The organism is Pandoraea cepalis, assembly GCF_902459625.1.
GTDB classification, from domain to species: domain Bacteria; phylum Pseudomonadota; class Gammaproteobacteria; order Burkholderiales; family Burkholderiaceae; genus Pandoraea; species Pandoraea cepalis.
The window spans coordinates 278,243-300,362 of the sequence record NZ_CABPRY010000004.1 but is presented as its reverse complement, the minus strand read 5'-3'; the positions used below and the strand labels follow the sequence as shown (position 1 = coordinate 300,362).

The window sequence follows — 22,120 nt, the reverse complement described above, 5'->3', positions numbered from 1 at the left end:
CCTTTGCCAGCATTATCGCCGGCTCAGGCCCCGGTCGCTCCACTTATCCGACTGTCCGAATTCGCGCAGCCACCTCTCTCAGCCACACGTCGGGTCTGGTCAGATAGCAGTGCATGACGTACCAGACCGTGAACGGGATTCGATTGTCTCCGCGCTCCCAAGCCCGAATTGTGCGAGACGTGACTCGAAGAAGAGCGGCACACTCGTCCACAGTGATCTGCACAAAGTTCTTGCGCCAGTAGACGAATTGGGCCGGCGTCACGCTGTGCCACTCCATGGCCCACTCGTACCACTTCGGCAGTCCATGCAGAATATGCTCAGCGGATTTCCGTGTGGGCAACCCGGTTTTTTTGCTGAAAGGGGCCTTTCTCTCCGGCATAGGGACTGGGGGGTAATCCCATACGACACCGGTATTGGGATGTTTCGCGCTGCGATTGCGCCGCACTGGGATGCCGTTGGACATGTTCGTTTCGATCTCGCCATGTCGTGCGCTCGTGTGATTCGATTCCGTCCGATTGGAATGCGTGATGTCCGGCGTTCGCGCGACGCATCGCTTCGCGGCTTCGCGTAGCGCCAGCAGTTCCATGTCGTTTTTTTTGCGCATGGTCGTTTCCTTGTTGATTATTGTTGACCGTGCACAGACGTGCGCCGCTAGCCTTGTGAGGACCATCCTCAAAGGTTGACCGGCAATCTGTGCCGTTAAGTTCTTAAGCTGGTTGAAATTGCTGGCTGTATTCGAGCCAGGCATCGAATGGCGGAGCTGTCGACTCAAATTCGTGTCGTGATAGCTCCCGCTCGACGTTTTCGGTGTCGTTTTCTTCGGGGGCGTGCGTACAGTTATTTACACGAGTCCAAGGGCGGGCAATGCCCGCCTCAAAACCCTCGCGCGCCTTCCGGCGCACGACTTCCCATACGTGGCAAACGCTATTCACAACGATGCCGGCCGATTCGACGCCCCGCACTTCTGGCGGCAACACGTCGCCGTAGCGCCCAACGCGGTCGGTCTTTTCCTTGTGCAACCGGATGCGGAAGTCCTTGCGTGTTGCAAAGATGCCGCCCATTGCCTCCACGTAACGACGCCATGATGCCGGCTGTACCTCGCCCTCGCTCGGTGCCAAACGATTGACCGCGCCGTGCGCAACACGCAGGCATTCTGGGGCATCATGTGGGACTTCTGTAATTCGGCGCATCTCTCGCCACACACCTACAGGGGGGCCACCGACCTGTTGGAATAATCGAATACGCCATGTGGACGCCCAAGCGTTGATTCGCTTGGCCGCAATGTGTCCCGGCTGGTCAAACGGATCGTGGTCGAGCCCTTCGCCATCGGTCGCGCGAACGACGTAACGCAGCACGTAGCCCGCGGCCGTGCCCTTGTCTTTGTCGATCAGCTTAAAGTCGCAGCGGTGCTCCATCGCGCCCGGTTCGTCGGGCGAATCGGCCAGCGCGTAATGGCGGATGACCGCACACAGGTATTCGAAGGCGTCGGTGCCGTCATATGTCTGCGGGAAGAATACGACGCCGTGCCAGTGTGGCGATCCGTCGTGGTGCGGTTGCGCGGCGCGCACACCGTACCACTGGAAGCCGTCGTTGTGCAGCTTCGTACGGATCAGTTTCCACACGCCGCAAAGATACTGATGCGCCTCCTTCGGCGTGGTGTCGTCGTATCGGTGATTGCGCACAAGGCGTCCATCGGCCAGCGTGCGCCAGCGGTGCATGCGACTGGGCGGTGTTATCGTGAAGAACATGCCGATATGGCCCATGTCGTTCGCGATGAACTCGAAACCGTTAATGCGCGTCATCAGTTCGGCGCGACGGATGCGCTTGTTGGCGACGCCCAGTGCGGCAAGCTCGGCCAGAATGTATTCTTGATCAAGCTCGTTTCGCAGCACCGTGTTTTCCATCATGTCGGCGTTGCGTTTTTGCTGTTGCTGGTGGCGCTCGAACGACTCGTTCGAAATGTAGACGTTGCGTCCCTTGCCGACGAAGCCAAACATGATCGCCACGGCTTCGACACACTCGATGTGCAGCGTGCGCAGGCGCTTGCGCCACCATTGCTCGCACGACATCCGCTTGATTGCGGCGAGGTCGCGAACGCCTTGGATTACACCGTGCTCGTCCACGTACTCGGGCTCTGGCGGCGTGCAATGGTTGTACGCGACAAAGCGCCCCATTGCCGCGCGTAGTGCCTTGGCATCGTGGTATGCGTCGGCCATGCCTGAGCACGTGGACGCCATCCATTGCGCCCGTGCGCAGATGTCCGCATCGCTCGCTTTCATGGGCAAGCGCACGGCGCCGAGTTTGTTTTTCACGTCCAGCAGTGCGAGATTCGATCGACGCCGAAGCGCTGAATCGGCGTTGTCTGTCGCGTCGCCACCGCGCGTATCGATCCAATACGCCATCGCCCGTTTTTGGAAGCGTGGTGGCATCCCCGAAATCAACTCGGCCGCCCAATCAGCATCGGAGGAAAGACGTGTGATCGCCATGTTTAATGTTTTCGCAGGACGAGTGAATCCACGCCACATGTGTGGCGGGTTCTTCACGAGGGTGGGGGGAGTGCGGCGCGCGAGAGATTACGTACGCCGCACTAGGTCGTTAGGCGGCCACAGGCGGAGCGTTGTTTTTCTGCTTCGCTGCGATGGCAAGCGCTACGAGTAGCCCGATGATGACCAGGCCAGTGCCAGAGTTCTTTCCCGTAAGCATCGAGAATGGCGTCATAAGCTGGTCCATGGTTACGCTCCCCGATTCGCGCGCAGTTCGGTTTCGGACGCACTTGCCGACGCCACTTTCTTGGAGATTCCACCGGGTGGCGTCTCACTGTCGGGATTGCGCGCGTTGTCCTTTGCCGGATTGGTAGCTGCGCTATCGGTCATCGCGGAAGCGATAGGCGATTTCATGACGGTAGCGTGCAGCAGATGGCCGTGGGTTTCCCTATCCGACGAAATGTCGACGTCATCGAACAGGTTGCGGCCTTGAAGATTGCGGAAGATGAGATAGTTTTCCGCCAGCAGGTAAAACAGTCTGCGACTTGCGTCCTGCGTTTCCTCGGAATGGCCGAAGAGACCGCTCTTCGTTTCCTCGCCGATGATTTCGGAAATTGCTTCGTCGTTTTCCGACATGCGGTCCAACAAGACGCCGATTTGATCGTCCGTCAGCGCGTTACTTACCCTGAAGCACAGCGGCTCAGAGAGATCCAATGCGCGCGGGACTTGCTGTAAAACATCTGTGTTGGCGGCGTAAGCGGGCTGTACCGCGAGAGCATCAAGATCGAGGCCCTTCTGCTTGAAATATGCCGTCAGCGCGTCCTGCGTGGACTCTGGAAGGCTACTGATACGGAAGGTCTCAAAGTGCTTAATGAGCGTTGCGTTGACGCCGGTATCGGCCGCAAGCTTTGCCTGTGTGACGCCTATCGTGCGACGTGCGCGTCGCAGCAGGTCCGAAGTGATGTTGTTTGCCATTGCCTCTCCAGATTCAAATGGACGCACAATGCGTCGTTGTTACGCATTGGTTGCAACCATACACGAACCCGAAGGTTGTGAGAAGTCTTTTTTACGCAACTTTCGTAATTTTGAATCATTGGAGGTCGCGCAGACGCGCGGTGCGGCAGTCCGGGTTACCTTTTCGCTTCGACCCTCTTTGCCTCTAGCTCTTCTAGTTCTTTTGCCATTGCAATGAACTTCTTGAAGGCCTCGCGGTGAAGCTCTTCATCGAAGTCTTTATTCCAGGGGCGCAGCAGATCCAACATGATCTTGTACAGCGCTTCCCTGTGATTGTGGTGCATCCGGCTGAAGCAGTAGGCGACATACGCGAAGTTCTCGACTCCTGCGCCGCCGGCGTAACGCACTCTGGCCAGCTCCTCAAACGGCTCATCCTCGCCATAAATCATGCGATTGGGCGAAATACGAAGAACTTCGCACAGAAGGCGAATCTCCTTTGGACCTGGTTGAGTGCGGCCAGATTCGAGGAACGATATTACGTTCCTACTGATACCGACGCCTTCTTTGTCTGCCAGCTTGGTTCGCTCGGCAAGTTCCCCTTGCGTAAGCTTCGCCGTCACGCGAGCGTCGCGCAATCGGACGCCAAGCTCGTGCTCAGTTTCATGTCGCACGTAGCCGAACGCCTGTCGCTCATGTATGCGCGCCTCTTCCGATTCGCGATCAATCAGCTTGGTCTCTTCGGCGAGAGCATCCAGCGCTTCCAATTGCTTCTTCGACATAGCCTTAGGCTTTGGCATACGCGGCGACTCCTAGGAGTAATGATGGCCTCGATGTTACGACGGGCTTCGCGTCCAATCCGAGTTTTTATTTTTGTAGAACGCACGAACGGATTGTAGAAAAGAAAAGGGCCCGCATTTCTGCGAGCCCTTGAATTCGTTTGGTAGGCCGTGCGGGATTCGAACCTGCGACCAACGGATTAAAAGTCCGCTGCTCTACCAGCTGAGCTAACGACCCAACGAAGACCAAAATTATAGCGGCGCTGTCACCATAGTGTCAATACCTGGGCGGCGCGACGGCGGCTCTTTCTGGTGCGATTCGAGCGGTTGTGCGCGGCTTGTGCTCAAACGCTGCGCTCAATGCGCCACATCTGGTACTTGAACGCGCAGACGCCGCCCACGAGAATCGCCGCCGTCGCGAGGAACGATCCCAGCGCCAGCGTCGACACGCCCGACAACCCCTGACCGACCGTGCAGCCCAAGGCCGTCACGCCGCCGAAGCCCATCAGCACGCCACCCACCATGTGATTCGCCGTGTCTTCCGTGCCCTGAAAGCCCTCCCAACGGAAATTGCGCGACACCAGCGCATAGACGAACGAACCGGCAATCACGCCCAACACGCTCGAAATGCCCAACGTGATGACGTTGCTCGTGTCGCTCCACATCATCAGCCAATACATCGTGTACGCGAGCGGCGAGACGAACGACAACGCTTCCATCTTTCCGGAATTCGTGGCAACGAAACTCTCCTCCAACGTATTCGGATTCTCCGTCACGTACCCTAACTTGCCCGAGACGTACCACAGCGCCACGATGATCGCGCCCACGACGAGGCCGCCCAGCAGGTTGTCGAACGTCCAGAACTCGCGTCGTGCGAGCGCCGCGATCACGAACGCCCCGCCAATCGCCAACCCGAGAATGAGTTGCGCGCGGTGTACGTCACCACCAAACCAACCGCCCAGTAATGTCGGCAGATCCTGCGATGTCGCAAACGTGGTTTGCACGCTGTCGATGGCCGTCACGCGTAATACCGCGAACAAGCCCTTGAGCGTCATGTAGCCCGACAGACCGATCATCACGAAAACCAGCAGCGACTTAAGATTCCCACCGCCGATGCGCACCAGTGTCTTGCTGCCGCAACCGGACGCCAGCACCATGCCGAAACCGAACAGCCAGCCGCCAACGAGATACGACAGCCAGGTAAAGCGCGGCGTCGTGTAAATGGCCTTGATAGGATCGATGACACCCTGCGACGCCAGTACCCCCGTGCCGATGGTCGCGACACCGATGGCGAGCAACCACATCCGCATGCGGTTCCAATCGCCGATGTTCACGATGTCGGAGAGCGCGCCCATCGTGCAGAAATGCGTGCGCTGCAGCACAGCGCCAAACACGAAGGCCAGCGCAAAGGTGAACCACACTACGGTGTGGGAGAGGGCGGTGAGATCGACGTCGGTCATGAGGCGAGAAGGCGATGGCGGCCGTGCCCGGCCATTCGATTCGTTGTCGCGAGCCACGGGGCGTAGCCGGCATGATAATTATCAGACGTGCCGCGCACAGTCTGCGCGCGATCACATCGCGGGTGCGGTCGTCATGCCCTGCAGACCCGGTTGGACCCGCACACATCCCCTGAGACGCCGCGCTTCGAACGCTTGCAAAGCCCGTATTCTACTTGAGGTCGCGTTCGGCATCCGCAAAGCCCGGAAGGATGGGAGCCCCTGGCGGTCGCGCGACCGTTGACGATGACGGTAACTGGAAACGACAACGCCGCCCAAAGGCGGCGTTATGCGTTTGACGAGTGACCTCGCACGGTAGGCTGGTTCGCACAGTCTCCCGTGAGACGTCTTACTTCAGCTTGGCCACACGCTTCTTGGCCTCGGCTGCCGATTCGCTGTCCGGGTACTTGGCCATCAAATCGTGCAACGTTTTCTTCGCTGTCGCAATCTGCCCGGATTCCGCCTGGTTGCTGGCGATGGCCAGCATTGCCTCGGCAGCCTTCGGGCTCGTCGGGTACTTCGTCACGATCCCCTGCAGCGTCGCGGTCGACCCCTTCAGATCCTTGTTGGCGTACTGCGCATTGCCAAGCCAGAACTGAGCTTCGGGTTGATACGGGCTGTCGGGATACTTGGCCGAGAAGGTTCGGAATGCCGTTTGCGCGCCCTTATAGTCACCATTGCGGAATTTCGTCAGCGCGGCGTCAAAGACATCTTTCTCGCCCGGTTGGACGGTGCCTGTCACGCCGCCGACGGTCATCTGCTGCGGTTCGAATTTCTTCAGCCGACCGTCGAGGTCGTTGTAGAAATCCTTTTGACTCTGTTGCAGGTTCGCAAGCTGGTTTTTCAGATCTTCGTTCTGACCGCGCTGGTCGGCCAGATCACGTTGCAACTGCTGAATCTGATTGTTCAAATCCAGCACGTTGCGCGTGAGCCCCTCGATCCGCTGCTTGTCCGAATCCAGACGGCTGCGGATATCGAGGATCGCTTTGCGCGCCTCGTCGTCATCGAACAATCCGGCATGCGCCAGCGGACTCAGCACCGCAGTGCCGAGCGTCACCGCGCAGATCATGTTTTTAAGCAAACGAGACGTCATGACGATTCAATCAATAAGCCAGATCGGCGCGACGGTCCTGAGCCCAGCTGGCCTCGTCCGTACCCGTTGCCTTTTCCTTGCCCAGCGAAACGGCTTCCATCTGGTTGGTGTTGGCGCCCAGTGCCGACATCGCCTTCACCACCGATTCAGCACGCTTCTGGCCCAGTGCCAGGTTGTACTCGCTCGTGCCGCGCGGGTCGGTATTGCCCTGCACCAGCACGTGGCGCTGCGAGTACTTGTTCAGGAACGCGGCGTGCGCCTGGAGCATCGGGGTGTACTGAGCATCGACGCTGTACTGGTCGAAGCCGAAGTACACGCTGCGCTTGGCGAGCGGGCCGTTCGGGTTGTTCAGTTCGTCAGCCGAGGCGTCGACGGGGGCGACAGCGCGGGCGTCCGTGGCTTGACCCTTGTTGGCGTTAGCCTGGTCGTCGAGCTTCACGCCCGACGAGCAAGCGGCCAGAGCGGCCAGCGAAGAGATGGCGAGGATATTACGAAGCAGGGAACTCATTTGAGCCTCCGATTGATGTTGCTGTTGATGTTATTGCATGAAAGGGCCCCAGGAGGGTTCGCGAACTTCCCCTCCCCGAACCTGAAGAATCTGCCGGGTTTGCCCGTCCACCGAGACTGCCGCGAGAACCTTGCGGCCCCCCGACTGCGTTGCATAAAGAATGTACTTGCCGTTTGCGGCAAAACTCGGTGACTCGTCGTGGCTGGTGTCGGTCAGAGCCGTAACATCGCCAGTACTCATATCCTGCACGCACAGTTTGAATCCGCCGCCTTGTCGCGCAATGAACGCGAGCAACTTGCCGTCGGGACTGATTCGCGGGCTGACGTTGTAACTCCCCTTGAAGGTCACGCGCTGCGCAGCGCCTGCCCCTTCGCCACCGGCCGGCATTTTGTAGATTTGCGGACCACCGCCACGATCGCTCGTGAAGTAGATCCATTTGCCGTCCGGGGAATACTGCGGTTCGGTGTCGATCGCGCCGCTGCGCGACAGACGCTTGAGGCCGCCGCCATTGGCGTTGACCTGATAAATCTGGGTGTTGCCGTCGCGCGAAAGGGCCACGGCAAGCTTGCTGCCGTCCGGCGACCACGCGGGCGCCGAGTTGTTGCCCTTCTCGTTGGCCAACACGGCACGGCGGCCGGTCGGCAGATCGTGGATGTACACGACGGGCTTGCGCTTCTCGAATGAGACGTAGGCAACCTTCGTGCCATCCGGCGACCAGGCCGGCGAGATGATCGGCTCGCGGCTGTTGAGCGCAACGCGCGCATCCTGGCCGTCGGAATCCGAAATCTGCAACTGGTAGTGGTTGCCGCTGTGCAACACGTAAGACAGACGCGTGGCGAACACACCGCGGTCGCCCAGCAGCTTCTGGTAGATGTAGTCAGCGATTTTGTGCGCCGTCAGCCGCAAGTTCGCGGCCGACGAGGTGAGGGCCAGACCGCCGAGTGGTTGTCCGTTCACGGCATCGTACAAACGGAAGCTGACCTGGAAGTTGCCGTTGCCCGCGGGGACGATCGTGCCCGAGACGAAGGCATTCGCCCCCTTGGCACGCCACGTGCCGAGATCGACCGAATCGTCCACGCCGACGGCGGCGCCGCCGGTATCGATCTGATTGAAGCGTCCGCTGTTGCTCAGGTCGGCCTTGACGACGGACACGATGTCCGTCGGCGCGGCGCCCTTGAAATTGGACACGGCGATCGGATAACGGTTGGTGCCGACGCCCGTGATGTCGACGGTCAGCGGCGTCTGCGCATGGGCGATCGTGCACGCTGCGGTGAGCCAGGTGGCCACCAGCGCACGCCATGCATATTGACTGGAAATTCGCATGCGTTCGATTGGTCAGTTACGCGGTGCAAGCGCCATTTTTACCACACTCGGATGAAAATGGACTCACGTCGCTCGGTTATCGTTCCCGTTTGACAACACTCTCAGCCTTTGGGGCTGAAGCGAAGGTTGACGCTCGGGGGGGCTTTGCCATTGGTGTCGCGTGGCAATGGATCGGACTTGGTGATAGCGGACTGCACGGCGGCGTCCCAGGCGGGATTGCCGCTCGATTTGACCAGCTGCATGGACAGCACGCTGCCATCCGGCGCCAGACGTACCGAGACGACGGCCGTGGGATTGCCCGTGGTGTCGCCGCCATAAGCAATGTTCGGCTTGACCTTCGCGCGCACGCGATCGGCATAGCCCGCCGACGCTGTGCCGCCTGCGCCCGAGCCGGTACCGCCCGCCTGCGAGCCCAGACCGTTGCCGGTCGCGCCGGCCGTGCCCCCGGCCATCCCACGCAACGCCGCCAGACGCTGGGCGCGTGCCGCGTCGGCTGCTTTTTGCGCAGCCGCTTCCTGCGCGGCCTTGGCCTTGGCCGCCTTGTCTTGCTGGGCCTTCTTCTCGGCGTCTGCCTTCTTCTGTGCATCGACGAGTTGCTGCTGCTTGAGCGCTTCGGCCTTCTTCGCCGCTTCGTCCTTCTGATGCTTCAACTCGTCGGCCTTCTTCTGGTCGGCCAGCTTCTGCTGACGGGCGGCTTCCTCCGCCGCCTTCTTGCGAGCGATGTCGGCTGCTGCCTGCTGCTCGGCAAGTTGCTTCTGCTTGAGCGCTTCCTGACGGGCCTTCTCCTGCTGCGCTTCGAGCAGGCGTGCCTGCTCGGCGGCCTGCTGCTCCTGCTTGCGCTTCTTTTGCTGGAGGGCGATGTCGGCGTCTTCGACCGGCGGCGTGGGCGCGGCCACGGCGGGCGGCGCGGGCGTCGGCGGTGGCGTCACCACGGGCGGCGTCGGCTCCGCGACTTCGGACGGTGTCCACAGCTCGGCCTCTGACCCGGCCGGCGAACTGTTCTGCCAGCGCATGCCATAAAAGAGCAACGCGAACAGCAGCGCGTGCATGAACAGCGCGAGGAGAAATGCCCGACCCGTGCCCCGCTCATCGTTGCGCGGGCCGATAGGGCGATTGGGACGGTCGGTGCGGGCTGCGGTGCGGCTCATTTCTGCTTGACGAGCAGGCCCACGCGCTTGACGCCCTGGGCCTTGAGATCGGACATCACGTTCATGACGATTTCATAGCGCACCGTCTTGTCGGCGGCGATGACAACCGGCTGATCCGGATTCGCGGCCTGGCGCCCTTGAAGGAAGCCGGTCAGATCGGCGGCGCCCATGCGCTGCTCGATGGTGTTCTCGCCATCCTTGTAACGCACCAGCATCCGGTTGTCGGCTTCGATGTTGACGACCACGGGCGGCGTCTGCTGCTGCGGGCTCGCGTTGGCGACGCTCGGCAGGTTGACGATCGAGGGCGCGACCAGCGGCGCGGCCACCATGAAAATGACGAGCAGCACCAACATCACGTCGATGTACGGTACGACGTTGATATCCGCCATGGCGCGACGGCCGCGGCGAGCGTTGCGCATAGAACCTGCCATGTCTCGGCGCTCCCGGAGTGCTTAGTGAATCTGCCGTTGCAGGATGTTGGAGAATTCTTCGACGAAACTTTCGAAGCGGATCGACAGCCGGTCGATGTCGTTGGCGAAGCGGTTGTAGGCAACCACGGCAGGGATTGCGGCGAACAGACCGATGGCAGTCGCCACCAGGGCTTCCGCGATACCGGGCGCCACATTGGCGAGCGTGGCTTGTTGCACGTTCGACAGGCCGCGGAAAGCGTTCATGATACCCCACACCGTGCCGAACAGACCGATGTACGGGCTCACCGAGCCGACCGATGCGAGGAACGGGAGATTGGCTTCGAGCGAATCCATTTCACGTTGATAGCAAGCGCGCATCGCGCGACGCGCGCCGTCCAGAATGGCGCTCGGATCGTGCAGACCCTTCTCGCTCGCCTTGATGTACTCGCGCATGCCCGATTCGAAGATGCGCTCGAGCGCCCCCGTCTGATGACGGTTGTTCAGCGCGCTTTGATAGAGCGCCTGAAGATCGCCACCCGACCAGAAATCGCGCTCGAAGCGCTCGGTCTGGGTGCGCGCGCGGCGAATCGCGAAGATCTTGCGGAAGATATGGGTCCACGAGAGCAGCGAGAGCAGCAGCAGCAGGCCCATGACGGCCTGAGCGAGCACGCTGGCATGCAGGACCAGCGAAATGATGGAAAGGTCTTGATCGGGCATGGTGTGGTTATTGACTGACCGGAATTCTTGTTGTTGGCTTCAGGCGGCTGCCGAACGGGGCGGTTCACCCGCTGCGGCGGCCGACAGCATGGCGAGGCGCACGTTCGCGGGCATCTTGCCTGGGCGCAGCGTGCTGGCCGCCACACAGCCGATTTTGATGCTGCCGCGCACCAACAGTTCGCTGCTGCCGTCCGTCGCGTCTCGCCAGGCTTCCTGGTGAAAATCGACAGAGGCGCCGCCAACGCGCTCGATGCGGCTTTTGATGGTGAGGAGATCGTCGAGCCGGGCGGGGGCCAGATAGTCGAGTGCGGTTGCACGCACGATGAAAATCATGCCGGTTTCGCGGGCCAGCGCGAGTTGCTCGATGCCGAGCGAACGGAGCCACTCGGTACGGGCCCGTTCAAAGAATTTCAGATAGTTGGCATAGAAGACGACGCCTCCGGCGTCCGTGTCCTCGTAGTAAACGCGAATTGACCAACAGGTATCAAAATCAGCCATGCCGCGCATTGTAGCGGAACCTTGGACCAACGCCAGTCACGGAAACACAATTTTTCAAACGGTAACGATGGCCTCATGTTTACGGGGAATTACTGAAAGCCCTGCGGCGCACCAAATTGGGGCTGGTTTGCGCAGATGCCCCGTGTGGCGGGGGATTGCGCTGGCGCCCGAGCGAAGGCCATCTTTATAATGGTGGCTCGCAAGCCCCCTGAATTTCAGACAGGACCCCATGGGTGCCCCCTGCATCGTGCGCCCCTGGGTTCCCTCATAGCGAATCAACCTGCGAGGCCCTCGAATTGACTTCCCCTTCATCGCAAGCAACGTCTGTCCGTGTCGCGTTTCTCGGCCTGGGCGTGATGGGTTATCCCATGGCCGGTCATCTGCAACGTGCCGGTCATCGGGTCACGGTCTATAACCGTACGGCCGCCAAGGCGCAGCAATGGGCCAAGGAGTATGGCGGTGCGGCCGCCGCCACCCCGGCCGAGGCGGCGCGCGACGCCGAGATCGTGGCCGCCTGCGTGGGCAATGACGACGACCTGCGCAGTATCGTGCTCGGCGAGCATGGCGCCTTCGCCGGCATGAAGGCGAACGCCGTCTTCGTCGACCACACGACGGCCTCGGCCGACGTGGCACGCGAACTCTACGCCGCCGCGCACGCGAAGGGGCTGCACTTTGTCGACGCCCCCGTCTCGGGTGGCGAAGCCGGTGCCAGGAACGGCGTGCTGACCATCATGTGCGGCGGCGATGCGCCGGCGTTCGACCGGGTTGCCCCAACGCTGGGCGCCTACGGCCGAGCCGTCACGCGCGTGGGTGAGGCCGGCGCGGGGCAGGTGGCCAAGATGGTCAACCAGATCTGCATCGCCGGTCTCGTGCAGGGACTGTCGGAAGCGATCCACTTCGGCCAGCGTGCCGGTCTGGACATGCCGCTTGTGCTCGACGTCATCAGTAAAGGGGCGGCAGCGAGCTGGCAAATGGACAACCGCGGCAAGACGATGATCGACGGCAAGTTCGATTTCGGCTTCGCGGTGGACTGGATGCGCAAGGATCTGGGGCTCTGCCTGGCCGAAGCACAGCGCAACGGTGTATCGCTGCCGGTCACGGCGCTCGTCGACCAGTTCTATGGGGATGTGCAATCGCTCGGCGGTTCGCGCTGGGACACCTCAAGCCTGATTCATCGGCTGCGCATGCTGTCGGGCAAGGCCTGAGCGGCCGCGGCGCTTCGGTCACGGCATCGTGGCGCCACGCTCGAGACGTTGGCGGCGGGGGACGACCCGAGAGCCGGCCGGGTCTTCGCCTGCCGTCGTGGGGTCATAGATATAAGATATTCGGCATATCTCCGGGTTTGTCTCCAATCGTCAGCGAAGGCCGATTGGCACTAGAATGCGGAAAACGGGACGTCGCGGTGCGACGGCATGGCGGCGTGGCAGCTCGGGAGCGGGTTGGGACGGTGGCGTGTCGACGTCGGGCAGCAGGGAGACCACCGCGAGCGATAACGATCCAGAACACAACTCGACCCCGAGACCCCAGTACCGACATGAGCAATCAGTCGAACGCCGCGGCCGTCCGCGCATTTCGCATTCTCGAAATTCTCAGTGCGTCAGGCACGCCAATGACCTTGGCGGAAATTGTCGCCGCCATCGGTCTGCCCAAGCAGACGGTGCATCGCATTCTCAAGCAGCTCGAAGCGGCGTTTCTCGTGTCGCGCGAAGCGGGCAGCCGGCATTACGAGCCGTCGTCGCGGGTGCGCGCGATGGCCGTCAATGCGTTGATGCACGTCGGCCCGGCAGCCGCGCGTCATGCGATTCTTCAGCAACTGGTCGACAAGCTGGGTGAGACGTGCAATCTGTCGATGCTCTCGGGCGACGACCTGGTCTATCTCGATCGTGTCGAGACGGATTGGTCGCGTCAGCTCAAGCTTGCGCCGGGCTCGCGTGTGCCGTTGCACTGCACGGCGAGCGGCAAGCTGCTGCTGGCGTTCCTGCCTCGCGCGCGCCGCGAGAAGTTGATCGCGCATCTTCCGCTGCGACCGCGTGCGGAGAACACCATCACCGATCTCGAGGACTTGCGCGAGGAGTTGAGCGAGACGCGCAAGCGCCGGGTCGGCACCAACAACGAAGAGCATGTGCCGGGCATGATCGCCGTGGCCGTGCCCGTAATGCTCGACCGCAATCGCGCGTGTGCGGCCATCGCGGTGCAGGCGAGCGCGCAGCGCCGCACGCTTGATGCGCTCATGACGTTTCTGCCGGAACTTCAGGCGGCGGCCGAGGCGATGGCGGCCACGTTCAACGAGTAGGCTGGGCGCCGCGAGGCGACACTGAGATGCCTCGGCGCCGCGCCACCACGCCACCGGCACGCTACGACACCGCGAACCCCGCCGCGACCTCCACCGCTACTGGGCCTGCGCGGGACGTGTGGCGACGGCCGACATCGACGCCGGAGCCGGGATGCCGGCCGTCGCGGTCGCGAAGATTTGTTCGAGTTGCTTCGCGCCCTGCGCCGACTCCGCGCGCATGCGCGGGCCGATGAAGACCGGATCGAGCATCAGGTACAGCAGATTCGGCGTGCGATAGACGACGTCGCGCTCGAAGCGCGTACCCGTGCCGTCGGGCGTGAGCGTGTAGCGGACTTCTCCCGACGGACGTCGGTTCATCTCGCCCTCGAGGCGCCATTCGAGCGGTGGCTTCGCCTCGACGACCTTCCAGTGAATGATGCCGTGACGTCCCGCGAGGCGAAACTCTTCGGCGACTTTTTCCCCCACGACAAGCGAGTGATCGGTCGCGCCCTGCACGGCCAGCGACGCCGGATGCCATTTCGGCCAGTTGGCCGGCGTGGTCACGTAGTCGTAGACGGCCTGCGGCGGCGCCTGCACCGTGACCGTGCTCACGATGTGGGTCCGGCGCTCGAACGGCAAGGGTAGCAGCGAGAGCAGGGCGACGACAACGGCCGCCCCGAGGAAGAACAGGAAGACCCGCTTCATCCGTGCGCGCTCACGCACCGGAAGGCGAATCGAGTTCGACATCGACCATCAGGTCGTCGGCCAGACTTTCGAGCGTCTCGCGCAGCGATTCCGTGCTGACGCTCGCGGGAACGTGCAGTCGGGCGGTCGCGCGAAACAGCGTGCCGCCCGACATCGATCCTTCGACGCACTCCGTGGCGAGTTCGTCGATGCTGATGCCGCGCGAGAAGAGCACGTGCGAGATTTCCTTGACGATTCCTGGATGATCCTGCCCGACAAGATCGAGCTGAAGCGCGCGTGCGGCCGGGTCGGCGGCGGCGCTCTGGGCGCGTGTGACGGCGATGCGCAGGCCTTGGGTTTCCAGCGCCTGCAGGGCTTGCGTGAGCGCGTCGGCGTGTTCGTCGGGAACTTGCAGATGGATGATGCCGGCGAACTGGCCGGCCAGATTGGCCAGACGGCTCTCCAGCCAGTTGGCGCCAGCGGCGCTCGCGCGATCTGCGATCGCGTTGACCAGACCCGGACGATCCGGGCCGATCACATTGAGAATCAGGGACGTCGTCATCACAGGCTCCGTCGAAACTGAGGGGGCAAGAGGCGGCGCAGGCAGCGCGCTCGATTTCCGATGGGAGGCGTTGCGCGCAGCAGGTTCAAGTGTAGTGCAATCGTGCGGTGCGCCGCTACGGCATGCCCGCCAATCCATCTACACCGCAATCACGTGCCGAGTGGCCCAGCGTTGCCAAGCCCCGACAAACATCGTGCCCACCGCGATGCCGAGCGCGGCCCCTGCGAGCACGTCGCTCGTCCAGTGATACGCGGCGGCGAGTTGGCCGAAGGCCGTCAGCGCAACGGCAACGGCGCACGGCCAGCGCAGCGCAGGGTGTCGCAGCGCGAGCACGGTGGCGAACGCCAGCATGACGGTGAGATGCCCCGAGGGGAACGACGCATACGCGGCAGTATCGCCGCCGAACCACCGGAATTGGAACACGCCGTCGCGCAGATAAGACGGATTGTCATGAACCCACGTGGCCGGCCACGTCCGCCCGAAAGCGAACTTCAGTCCTTGCTTGAGCACGCTGCCAACGCCCACGGCACCCGCCGCAAGCCACAGCGTCGTGGCCCACGCCGGGAGGCGGTGTCGCCAGACGAGCGCGGCGCCAACGATCCCAAACGTCGGCCAGGCCAGCACAAACAGTGGCGCGGGCAACTCCGCAACGTGCTGAATCCACGGCGTACCTTGCGTATGCGCATGCACGAAGTCCACCACCGGACGGTCGATCCACGGGATGGCGACAAGTGCCAGCAACAAGCACGCGAACGCGCTCACCCATGCGCTACGCAGGCAAAGGGAGGCGACGGCAGGGGCGGGCGCTAGCTCGTTCATGATGCGATGTCGGTAGAGAAATGGAACCGGATCCGAGCGGACCCCGGCGGCATCGACCGTCGGGGAAGCCGCGTCATGGTAACCGTCATTGATGACAACGGGGCAACGTTTTCCCCGGACGGGGGGGCGTATGTGCCGGTCTGTGCCGTCATTGCGATTTGATGACGATCAGGGCACCCGTGTTGCGCGCATGACATGCTCGCCCGGGAAGGAAACGAAAGATTTTTTGCTTGGCAAGCGGCCATCGTCCTACAATCGTCCCCTACGCAAAAGTCGTGTGCCAGCCTGATGTCACAAGGCGCAGCGGGCGGTTTTCAGGGGGGGCGGCGTTCAGCGCGACGACGACGCTGCGTGAACATTTCCGCTTCCGGCGCGGCGCGGGCCAAGTGGCTTCGTTCCGAACGTCGTGGATGTTGTAGTGGGCTTGACAAAACAAAACCAATATCGCTTGCGGGGGCAGTAGTGAACCGGGGATTCGAGAGCATCATTGATCGTCTGGCGCGTGAGTTTTGGCGCGCCGCGCACGTGCGCGAGCAGCAGCATGCGCAAATGCTGGCGCGCTCGCTGGCGGAAGTCCGCGCCGTCGATCAGGCATTGCGCGCCATGGAAGCGGCGCCGGTCGCCGACGCCGCCGCGCGTGAGCGCACACATGTGGCGTGGCGACAAGCCGAAGCGGCAGCGCAAGGCGCTCAGGCCAAACTGGAGGTCGCGCGGCTGGAGCGTTTGCTCGCCGACGGTCTCGCGCGCGATCTGCGCATTGCGCCGGCCGACCTGCGCGCGAGCACCACGCCGCCGGTGCTCGATACCCGGCATCTCCCAAAGATTTTGCCCAAGCCCGAGTGGGAAGCCTTCGCGCCCGAGAAGCCGGGCCGGCTCGCGCTGGCCATGCCGGGCGCGTCGGGGCGTTACGAGCAAGCCGTCGCCAAGGCGCGTGGCGAGTTCGTTCATGCGGAACGCGAACACGAGGCATCGAAGGTCCGCCGAGCGCAGGGTTCGATGATTCTCCAGATCGCGCAGCAAAAGGCCACGGAAGCCGCACGGGCCGAGAGTGCACGTCACAACGCGGCCGTGGCCGATTTCGAAGGGGCACTGTTGCGCGGCGAAGCGGCGGCCATCACGGGCTATGCGCGCATCGTGCTCAGCCGCAGTCCGTATCCCGAAGCGTTCACGCAGACGCTCGCGGCGCACTACGTCGAGCACCACAAGTTGCTGGCCATCGGCTATGACGTGCCGACGCTCGACGCCGCCGTGCCCGTCGCGTTCGACTATCATTACCATGCCGCGCAGGGGCGCGTGGAGGGCGTGCCGGCAAGCGATGCCGTCCGCGCGAAGGTGTATGCCAACGCGTTGCGCCAGCTCGTGCTCCGCTCGCTGCACGAGCTGTTCTCGGCCGATCCGCTGCGTCAAGTGAACGCCATCGTCTTCAATGCGTATGCCAGCGATGGCGATACGCGCGTGTGTCTGGCGAGCGTCCATGTGGCGCGCGCCGACTTCGCGGCGCTCACATTGGCCGAGGGCGATCCGGCGGAACATTTGGCGGCGCTGGGGGCGCGCGTATCAGCGAGCCCTGAGGTGCTGGAGGCGGTCGCACCGGTGGCCGGTGTCGACATGACGAAGGTCGTCACGGACGCCGACGTCGCCGTCGACCGCCGCTTCAATCTGATGACACTCACCGACAAGGACTTCACGCAGGTGATGTTCCACCTGCTGCGCTCGCACGGTTTCGAAGGGCCGCCGCTTCTGCCCGGCGAGCAGGCGGGCATGCTGACCTGCCGCGCGTGGGATCCGCATCCGATTTTCGGGGGCGACGTTGTCGTGCACGTCTATCGCGAAATGCACCACGGCGCACGTCTGGAGATCGCCGCCGCGCGCACCATGCTCGCCGAGATGCAGAAGATTGGCGCCGCCCGTGGCATGTTGATTACCACGGGGGCGTTCGACGATGGGGTGGAAGAGTTCGCACGCGATCGTCGCATCGAGCTGCTCGCCGGGCATCATCTGGTCTTCCTGCTCAAGGAGAACGCGGGCGTCGATGCCAGCGTTGGGGTGCCCGAGGCACTCGCCCCCGCCGCCGCGCCGCTCTGACCGTATAGTGGCACCAAAAAAATGATCGTTTTTGGGTCTTTGCCAAGGGCCATGGGAGGGCGTAGGCTCGGCGTCATTCCCTTCCCGCTGCTTTTGTCCGGAGTCGTCGATGTACCAGCCCGTCGCCTTTGCCGAGGATCGCCCTGAAATCCTGCACGACCTCATTCGCACCCATCCGCTTGGCCTGCTCGTTAGCGCCGGTTCGCAGGGGCTGATCGCCGATTCGATTCCGTTTCTGATGTATCCGGAAGAAGGCGAGTTCGGCCTCTTGCGTGGGCATCTGGCGCGGGCCAATCCGCATGCTGCCGCGCTGCGTGGTGTGGACGATTGCCTTGTGGCGTTTTCCGGCCCGCAAGGGTACATCACCCCCTCGTGGTATGCCGCCAAGGTGGAGCACGGCAAAGTCGTGCCGACCTGGAACTACGCGGCGGTGCATGTATGGGGCAAACCTCAAGTGATCGACGATGCCTCGTGGTTGCGTCGCCTCGTCGGCGATCTCACGCAGTCGCAGGAGCAGGGGCGTGCCGCGCCGTGGGCGGTGGAAGACGCGCCGGCCGATTACATCGACGGCATGCTGCGCGCCATCGTCGGCGTGGAAATTCCGATTCGCCGCATCGAAGGCAAATTCAAGATGTCGCAGAATCGCGCGATGCCCGACCGTGTTGGCGTGGTGGATGGCCTGCGCGCCGAAGGCGCATTGAGCGAGCCGTTGGCCGCGCTCGTCGCGCTGCGAGGCGAGGTGTCCGTGGGCTGATGGCGACGAACGTCCAGCCCGCGGCGCGGTAACGCTACGAAACAATTCTCGGGCGCGCCGGACCGGTTGTGTCGGGGCGTCCCCGCATACAATGCGGCAACCCAACTCGGATGCCGCAATGAAGACGCTGCTCCTCGTGCTCGCGCTGGTGCTCTGTGTGCTGTTCCTGGCACAGGCGTGGCTGCCGAGTGCGCGCGCGGACGAGTGCGACAACCTCGGCCCCGCCCAGACCCTGCAATGCGCCGCTTACGGTGTGGGCAGTGTCGTCCCTGAATAGCGGTTCATCCGCTACAATCGCACCCCCTCACGTCTTACCGTAAGCAGTGCGATGAAGCAGTTTCGATGGACGGTCACCGCGGTGCGCGCAAGCCGCTTGCGCGCGATGGCCGGGCAGTTGGCCGCCTCTCTGGCCACCCTTACCCGAGTCGGGGTCGTGACGTGCGTCATGACCTTTTCGGGCCATGCAATCGCCGCCGCTTCCGCTTGCGGGGAGCATTACTGGGCCGCTACCGCGCCCGACATTACCCAGTCCGCCATGAATCGCGACGCGCGCGAAGTGTGCTTCAGCGCGTTCGGTGTCATGCATTCGGGGGTGACACGTACCCCGCTCTGGTCGGCCGAGCACCTGAGCGCGGCGGGCTTGCGTGACGCGCGCCAGATTTCGCGCGTCAACAATTTCCATGCCGAATCTCGCCTTCCCGCCGATGAGCGGGCCGAGCTTCGCGATTACGTGCGTTCGGGATACGACCGGGGGCACATGGCGCCGTCGGCCGACATGCCGGATGCGCAAGCGCAGTCGGAAAGCTTTTCGCTGTCGAACATGGTGCCGCAGAACAGCGAGAACAATCGATATCTGTGGGCGGGCATCGAGTCGAGCGTGCGCAAGCTTGCGCAGGATCGCGGCGAGTTGTTCGTCATTACGGGCCCGCTGTTCAAGGGCAAGTCGATCACGCAGGTCGGCGATCGGGTGATGGTGCCCACGCAGCTCTACAAGATTGTCTACGACCCGAAACGCAAGCAGGCCGGTGCCTACCTGGTGGCGAACGAGGCCACGAGCGACTATTCGGTGGTGAGCGTGGCGGAACTCGAGACGCTCGCCGGCATCGACTTTTTCCCCGGCATGCCGTTGGACGTCAAGCGCACGGCCATGCGCCTGCCCGCACCCAAGGCGGCTGGCGGCAAGCGCAAGCGCGATCCGAGCGTGCCGTCGTATCGGGAGGTGCAGACGGTGCTCGATTTCTTGCGTACGATCATTCGCTAAGCACGACGCCGATCGCCACAGGCGTTGTCCTTGCCCCGCCACTGACGATGGCCACCCCGTCGGCCGATCTCAACTGACTGACTATCCCTCGATTCAGGAGTCCCGAATGTCCACTTCGTCTTCTGCCAATGCCGCGTTCGTCCCGTTCGCCAATGATGCCGACGCGCTCACGCTGGGTGAGCTGAACGTCGAAAACCATACGGACCACGTCGCGCTCTTCGGCAATCTGGAGATTCGCCGTGATGCCGAAGGGCTGCGTCAGGCGCAGACGCTCAAGGCGGTGCTCGACGCCGTGGTCGCGACGCTCTCCCGCGCCGATCTGCCGGCCCAGGCGGGCGCGCCGGGGGGCACGACGGCGCGACAGGTGAGAAATCCATTCGAATCGTGACCCTGGCGGGGAGGAGGCCCATTTCCTTCCCCCGGATTTACCCCAGCTTTGTCGCTTATTCGAACAATCGATGTTGCGCTGCACGATGTCGCGCGCCGGACACGCCTACGCCGCTTCGAACACCCGGGTCGTCCGGCCGGCCACCGCTGTCACACCTGCGACATGACTGGCCCCGTCGCACCGGTTGAAATCCATAATTCCAAGATCCATGCGGGTTGCGCGACAACTTGTCGCACCTGCGACATTCTGTCGCATTGACACCCTCTGTCATAAATCTCTCGTTGCGTCGGAGGGGCAGGATTCAACCTCACTCGCTCCTGTCTCGGAATCCATCGAAATCAAGGGGTTGGCTTGCGGCGACGCAGCACGGATGGGGGGTTTACGGCGACTCGGCGAAGCGCATACTAACCCTGCGTCTCGTCGATTCCGACAGTGTGAATCGATGACGGGCAAGGCTAAGAACACTAAACAACGCGAGGTAACTTATGCACATCCGTTGGAAAAAAGTGTATTCGAGTGGTTGGGGAACGATTCATCACGATGCACCCCGTTCCCATCGCAGCGCGAGCGAGCGCGAGCAGCTCTTTCAACGCCTTTTGACAATCGCGATCGCCTGTAGCGTCGGCGGATTCGTGCTCTTGTCGGTCGGTGCGGCCTTCCTGGGACGCTAAAGTCACCCATCTTCCTTTTCGTGCGCGGCACCGCCTCCGGCGGACGGCCGCGCCGCGTTGCTTCGGCTAACGCTTTTCCTCCACGACTTCCAAGCCAATGCCGCCTCCCGAGCTTATGCTACGGAGGTTTCGGCACGTTCGCCGCGCCGCTTCAATCACCCGATGCAACAGCACACCCGCGATGTTTTGAAACGTTTTGTTACATGAGCGCGGCGTTTCGGAAAGGCTGGCACGTCTGAATTACTACAAATCGCTGCCATTTCCCTTAAAGATTCGACGCCGCCTGCGATAAAGCGCGTTAAGCACGTTGATATCCATCGTCGATAACGTGGTCTCTCGTGGCGCCGGCGCAGCATTCTGCGGGTTCACGCTATTGCGTTAACGAAAGAATAGTGACATCTTGAAGCGACGGCGCTGTGTCGGAATTTTGGGTAGTCCTGGGTTCCGGATTTGCCCGGATTTATCCGAATTGTCTTGCGTCTCAGAATTTTCGATAAAGAAGAAAAAAGATTATCACGCGGGCCGGTTTGATTGATTTGTGAGGTGCGCCATGGAAATTCGCTGGGAAAAGTTGTACTCGGGCGGATTGGGTCGTTTTTACGACACTTCGGAATCGAGCCGTCGTCGGGCGCGGCGTGCGCAACTGGCATGGTTTGGCGTCGTCATCTCCGTTGGCATTGCCGTCGGGGCCGTCGCCATTGCTTGGCGCTGGCTCTGATGGTCGTCACGGCAGCGCACCGCTTGAGGATGACGGCAGCGGTGGTGTGGCTCGCGCTCGCGGCGAGCGCGTCGGTTCACGCCCAAACGTCATCCGCGACGCCCGCGCCGTCCGAACCGCTCGATGCTGCCGGGAACCCCTGCGGGGCGCTACGTGCACTGCCTGCCGACGTCACGCAATACCGGTACGAGGCATCGAACGGGTGCGACCGTCCGGTCTCGTTCTTTTGGCGGTGCAGCGCTGCGGACACCGAGCATTCGCTGGGCATCCCCGGCAAGGGGACGCAATCGACCTCGTGTTTGAAGGCGGCAGGGGCCGCCGGAGAGATCGTGTTTCGTTTTGGCCCGCCAGGCACCGGCAACTGAGCACCCACCGCGCCCGTCTTCCCGTTTGCATGGCGCAAGTATCTTGAGCATGCTGGCGCGGCGCCCAAGGCGGCCGCGCGCTGTCTTGACGGCCAGTCGCCACTGCCGCCGGGAATGGCTATGATGTCGTCATAC

24 protein-coding genes and 1 tRNA gene are annotated in these 22,120 nt (G+C 62.5%); 9 read left to right on the top strand and 16 right to left on the bottom strand.

The window, feature by feature from the left end:
- Positions 1–43 precede the first annotated feature (43 nt).
- From PCE31107_RS12565 to ybgC, 13 genes are all read right to left on the bottom strand, one after another.
- Positions 44–604, bottom strand: a complete 561-nt coding sequence (locus PCE31107_RS12565; protein WP_150608765.1) for a helix-turn-helix domain-containing protein — start codon at positions 602–604, stop codon at positions 44–46.
- A gap of 103 nt (positions 605–707) precedes the next feature.
- Positions 708–2,525: a replication endonuclease gene (locus PCE31107_RS12560; protein WP_150608763.1), complete on the bottom strand. Its 1,818-nt coding sequence runs from the start codon at positions 2,523–2,525 to the stop codon at positions 708–710.
- A 207-nt stretch (positions 2,526–2,732) separates the two neighbouring features.
- Positions 2,733–3,458, bottom strand: coding sequence for a helix-turn-helix domain-containing protein (locus PCE31107_RS12555; RefSeq protein WP_150608761.1), 726 nt, complete (start codon positions 3,456–3,458; stop codon positions 2,733–2,735).
- A 155-nt stretch (positions 3,459–3,613) separates the two neighbouring features.
- On the bottom strand, positions 3,614–4,234 hold the full coding sequence (locus PCE31107_RS12550) for a helix-turn-helix domain-containing protein (protein ID WP_150608759.1): 621 nt from the start codon (positions 4,232–4,234) through the stop codon (positions 3,614–3,616).
- A gap of 141 nt (positions 4,235–4,375) precedes the next feature.
- Positions 4,376–4,451 (bottom strand) — tRNA-Lys (locus PCE31107_RS12545).
- A 106-nt stretch (positions 4,452–4,557) separates the two neighbouring features.
- On the bottom strand, positions 4,558–5,673 hold the full coding sequence (locus PCE31107_RS12540) for a YeeE/YedE family protein (protein WP_150608757.1): 1,116 nt from the start codon (positions 5,671–5,673) through the stop codon (positions 4,558–4,560).
- Positions 5,674–6,058: 385 nt separating this feature from the next.
- Positions 6,059–6,802: a tol-pal system protein YbgF gene (ybgF, locus tag PCE31107_RS12535; protein ID WP_165385254.1), complete on the bottom strand. Its 744-nt coding sequence runs from the start codon at positions 6,800–6,802 to the stop codon at positions 6,059–6,061.
- Positions 6,803–6,812: 10 nt separating this feature from the next.
- The gene (locus PCE31107_RS12530; RefSeq protein WP_017235174.1) at positions 6,813–7,310 is read right to left on the bottom strand and encodes an OmpA family protein; all 498 of its coding nucleotides are present in this window, start codon (positions 7,308–7,310) and stop codon (positions 6,813–6,815) included.
- A 30-nt stretch (positions 7,311–7,340) separates the two neighbouring features.
- Positions 7,341–8,633: a Tol-Pal system beta propeller repeat protein TolB gene (tolB, locus tag PCE31107_RS12525; RefSeq protein WP_017235173.1), complete on the bottom strand. Its 1,293-nt coding sequence runs from the start codon at positions 8,631–8,633 to the stop codon at positions 7,341–7,343.
- A gap of 101 nt (positions 8,634–8,734) precedes the next feature.
- Complete coding sequence (gene tolA / locus PCE31107_RS12520; protein WP_150608755.1) at positions 8,735–9,781, bottom strand: cell envelope integrity protein TolA; 1,047 nt, start codon at positions 9,779–9,781, stop codon at positions 8,735–8,737.
- Positions 9,778–10,212 (bottom strand): protein TolR, encoded by a 435-nt coding sequence (gene tolR / locus PCE31107_RS12515; protein ID WP_130025462.1) that lies wholly within the window; start codon positions 10,210–10,212, stop codon positions 9,778–9,780. The genes tolA and tolR overlap by 4 nt, the downstream gene beginning before the upstream one ends.
- Positions 10,213–10,233: 21 nt before the next feature.
- Positions 10,234–10,908: a protein TolQ gene (tolQ, locus tag PCE31107_RS12510; RefSeq protein ID WP_150551314.1), complete on the bottom strand. Its 675-nt coding sequence runs from the start codon at positions 10,906–10,908 to the stop codon at positions 10,234–10,236.
- Positions 10,909–10,947: 39 nt separating this feature from the next.
- A complete protein-coding gene (gene ybgC, locus PCE31107_RS12505) occupies positions 10,948–11,415 on the bottom strand; it encodes a tol-pal system-associated acyl-CoA thioesterase (RefSeq protein WP_174966646.1) in 468 nt (155 codons plus the stop codon).
- 287 nt (positions 11,416–11,702) lie between these two features.
- Here ybgC and PCE31107_RS12500 point away from each other — a divergent pair, with 287 nt between their 5' ends.
- Both PCE31107_RS12500 and PCE31107_RS12495 read left to right on the top strand, forming a co-directional pair.
- On the top strand, positions 11,703–12,611 hold the full coding sequence (locus PCE31107_RS12500) for an NAD(P)-dependent oxidoreductase (RefSeq protein ID WP_150608751.1): 909 nt from the start codon (positions 11,703–11,705) through the stop codon (positions 12,609–12,611).
- 329 nt (positions 12,612–12,940) lie between these two features.
- Positions 12,941–13,699 (top strand): IclR family transcriptional regulator, encoded by a 759-nt coding sequence (locus PCE31107_RS12495; protein WP_017235167.1) that lies wholly within the window; start codon positions 12,941–12,943, stop codon positions 13,697–13,699.
- A 96-nt stretch (positions 13,700–13,795) separates the two neighbouring features.
- On the opposite strand, the gene PCE31107_RS12490 is transcribed toward PCE31107_RS12495, so the two are convergent.
- The 3 genes from PCE31107_RS12490 to PCE31107_RS12480 form a co-directional block, all read right to left on the bottom strand.
- The gene (locus PCE31107_RS12490) at positions 13,796–14,425 is read right to left on the bottom strand and encodes an SRPBCC family protein (RefSeq protein ID WP_246181816.1); all 630 of its coding nucleotides are present in this window, start codon (positions 14,423–14,425) and stop codon (positions 13,796–13,798) included.
- Entirely contained in the window at positions 14,394–14,924 is a 531-nt protein-coding gene (locus tag PCE31107_RS12485; RefSeq protein ID WP_130025467.1) for a glycine cleavage system transcriptional repressor, read from the bottom strand. Before PCE31107_RS12485 ends, PCE31107_RS12490 begins: the two co-directional genes overlap by 32 nt.
- Positions 14,925–15,062: 138 nt before the next feature.
- Positions 15,063–15,743 carry a phosphatase PAP2 family protein gene (locus PCE31107_RS12480; RefSeq protein ID WP_150608749.1) on the bottom strand — a complete coding sequence of 227 codons (681 nt, stop codon included), beginning with the start codon at positions 15,741–15,743 and terminating at the stop codon, positions 15,063–15,065.
- Positions 15,744–16,205: 462 nt separating this feature from the next.
- On the opposite strand from PCE31107_RS12480, the gene PCE31107_RS12475 reads away from it, so the two are divergent.
- The 7 genes from PCE31107_RS12475 to PCE31107_RS23355 all read left to right on the top strand — a co-directional run bounded on the left by PCE31107_RS12475 (position 16,206) and on the right by PCE31107_RS23355 (position 21,985).
- Positions 16,206–17,828, top strand: coding sequence for a restriction endonuclease (locus tag PCE31107_RS12475; protein WP_174966645.1), 1,623 nt, complete (start codon positions 16,206–16,208; stop codon positions 17,826–17,828).
- A 109-nt stretch (positions 17,829–17,937) separates the two neighbouring features.
- Complete coding sequence (locus tag PCE31107_RS12470; protein WP_150608745.1) at positions 17,938–18,582, top strand: FMN-binding negative transcriptional regulator; 645 nt, start codon at positions 17,938–17,940, stop codon at positions 18,580–18,582.
- Positions 18,583–18,700: 118 nt separating this feature from the next.
- Complete coding sequence (locus PCE31107_RS23365; protein WP_165385255.1) at positions 18,701–18,859, top strand: hypothetical protein; 159 nt, start codon at positions 18,701–18,703, stop codon at positions 18,857–18,859.
- Between the two features lie 51 nt (positions 18,860–18,910).
- A complete protein-coding gene (locus PCE31107_RS12465; RefSeq protein WP_246181815.1) occupies positions 18,911–19,843 on the top strand; it encodes a DNA/RNA non-specific endonuclease in 933 nt (310 codons plus the stop codon).
- A 106-nt stretch (positions 19,844–19,949) separates the two neighbouring features.
- Positions 19,950–20,231, top strand: coding sequence for a hypothetical protein (locus PCE31107_RS12460; RefSeq protein ID WP_150608743.1), 282 nt, complete (start codon positions 19,950–19,952; stop codon positions 20,229–20,231).
- A gap of 1,221 nt (positions 20,232–21,452) precedes the next feature.
- Positions 21,453–21,620 (top strand): hypothetical protein, encoded by a 168-nt coding sequence (locus PCE31107_RS23360; RefSeq protein WP_165385256.1) that lies wholly within the window; start codon positions 21,453–21,455, stop codon positions 21,618–21,620.
- Positions 21,605–21,985: a hypothetical protein gene (locus PCE31107_RS23355; protein ID WP_165385257.1), complete on the top strand. Its 381-nt coding sequence runs from the start codon at positions 21,605–21,607 to the stop codon at positions 21,983–21,985. Before PCE31107_RS23360 ends, PCE31107_RS23355 begins: the two co-directional genes overlap by 16 nt.
- Positions 21,986–22,120 lie beyond the last annotated feature (135 nt).

What these genes read in the sequence shown, in the direction of transcription:
- tolA (WP_150608755.1), bottom strand. Translation starts at nt 9,781, where the DNA reads ATGAGCCGCACCGCAGCCCGCACCGACCGTCCCAATCGCCCTATCGGC.
- PCE31107_RS12550 (WP_150608759.1), bottom strand. Translation starts at nt 4,234, where the DNA reads ATGCCAAAGCCTAAGGCTATGTCGAAGAAGCAATTGGAAGCGCTGGAT.
- PCE31107_RS12470 (WP_150608745.1), top strand. Translation starts at nt 17,938, where the DNA reads ATGTACCAGCCCGTCGCCTTTGCCGAGGATCGCCCTGAAATCCTGCAC.
- PCE31107_RS12460 (WP_150608743.1), top strand. Translation starts at nt 19,950, where the DNA reads ATGTCCACTTCGTCTTCTGCCAATGCCGCGTTCGTCCCGTTCGCCAAT.
- tolB (WP_017235173.1), bottom strand. Translation starts at nt 8,633, where the DNA reads ATGCGAATTTCCAGTCAATATGCATGGCGTGCGCTGGTGGCCACCTGG.
- ybgF (WP_165385254.1), bottom strand. Translation starts at nt 6,802, where the DNA reads ATGACGTCTCGTTTGCTTAAAAACATGATCTGCGCGGTGACGCTCGGC.
- PCE31107_RS12560 (WP_150608763.1), bottom strand. Translation starts at nt 2,525, where the DNA reads ATGTGGCGTGGATTCACTCGTCCTGCGAAAACATTAAACATGGCGATC.
- PCE31107_RS12555 (WP_150608761.1), bottom strand. Translation starts at nt 3,458, where the DNA reads ATGGCAAACAACATCACTTCGGACCTGCTGCGACGCGCACGTCGCACG.
- PCE31107_RS23360 (WP_165385256.1), top strand. Translation starts at nt 21,453, where the DNA reads ATGGAAATTCGCTGGGAAAAGTTGTACTCGGGCGGATTGGGTCGTTTT.
- PCE31107_RS12565 (WP_150608765.1), bottom strand. Translation starts at nt 604, where the DNA reads ATGCGCAAAAAAAACGACATGGAACTGCTGGCGCTACGCGAAGCCGCG.
- PCE31107_RS12480 (WP_150608749.1), bottom strand. Translation starts at nt 15,743, where the DNA reads ATGAACGAGCTAGCGCCCGCCCCTGCCGTCGCCTCCCTTTGCCTGCGT.
- PCE31107_RS12495 (WP_017235167.1), top strand. Translation starts at nt 12,941, where the DNA reads ATGAGCAATCAGTCGAACGCCGCGGCCGTCCGCGCATTTCGCATTCTC.
- ybgC (WP_174966646.1), bottom strand. Translation starts at nt 11,415, where the DNA reads ATGCGCGGCATGGCTGATTTTGATACCTGTTGGTCAATTCGCGTTTAC.
- PCE31107_RS12530 (WP_017235174.1), bottom strand. Translation starts at nt 7,310, where the DNA reads ATGAGTTCCCTGCTTCGTAATATCCTCGCCATCTCTTCGCTGGCCGCT.
- tolR (WP_130025462.1), bottom strand. Translation starts at nt 10,212, where the DNA reads ATGGCAGGTTCTATGCGCAACGCTCGCCGCGGCCGTCGCGCCATGGCG.
- tolQ (WP_150551314.1), bottom strand. Translation starts at nt 10,908, where the DNA reads ATGCCCGATCAAGACCTTTCCATCATTTCGCTGGTCCTGCATGCCAGC.
- PCE31107_RS23365 (WP_165385255.1), top strand. Translation starts at nt 18,701, where the DNA reads ATGAAGACGCTGCTCCTCGTGCTCGCGCTGGTGCTCTGTGTGCTGTTC.
- PCE31107_RS12465 (WP_246181815.1), top strand. Translation starts at nt 18,911, where the DNA reads ATGAAGCAGTTTCGATGGACGGTCACCGCGGTGCGCGCAAGCCGCTTG.
- PCE31107_RS12485 (WP_130025467.1), bottom strand. Translation starts at nt 14,924, where the DNA reads ATGACGACGTCCCTGATTCTCAATGTGATCGGCCCGGATCGTCCGGGT.
- PCE31107_RS12540 (WP_150608757.1), bottom strand. Translation starts at nt 5,673, where the DNA reads ATGACCGACGTCGATCTCACCGCCCTCTCCCACACCGTAGTGTGGTTC.
- PCE31107_RS12490 (WP_246181816.1), bottom strand. Translation starts at nt 14,425, where the DNA reads ATGTCGAACTCGATTCGCCTTCCGGTGCGTGAGCGCGCACGGATGAAG.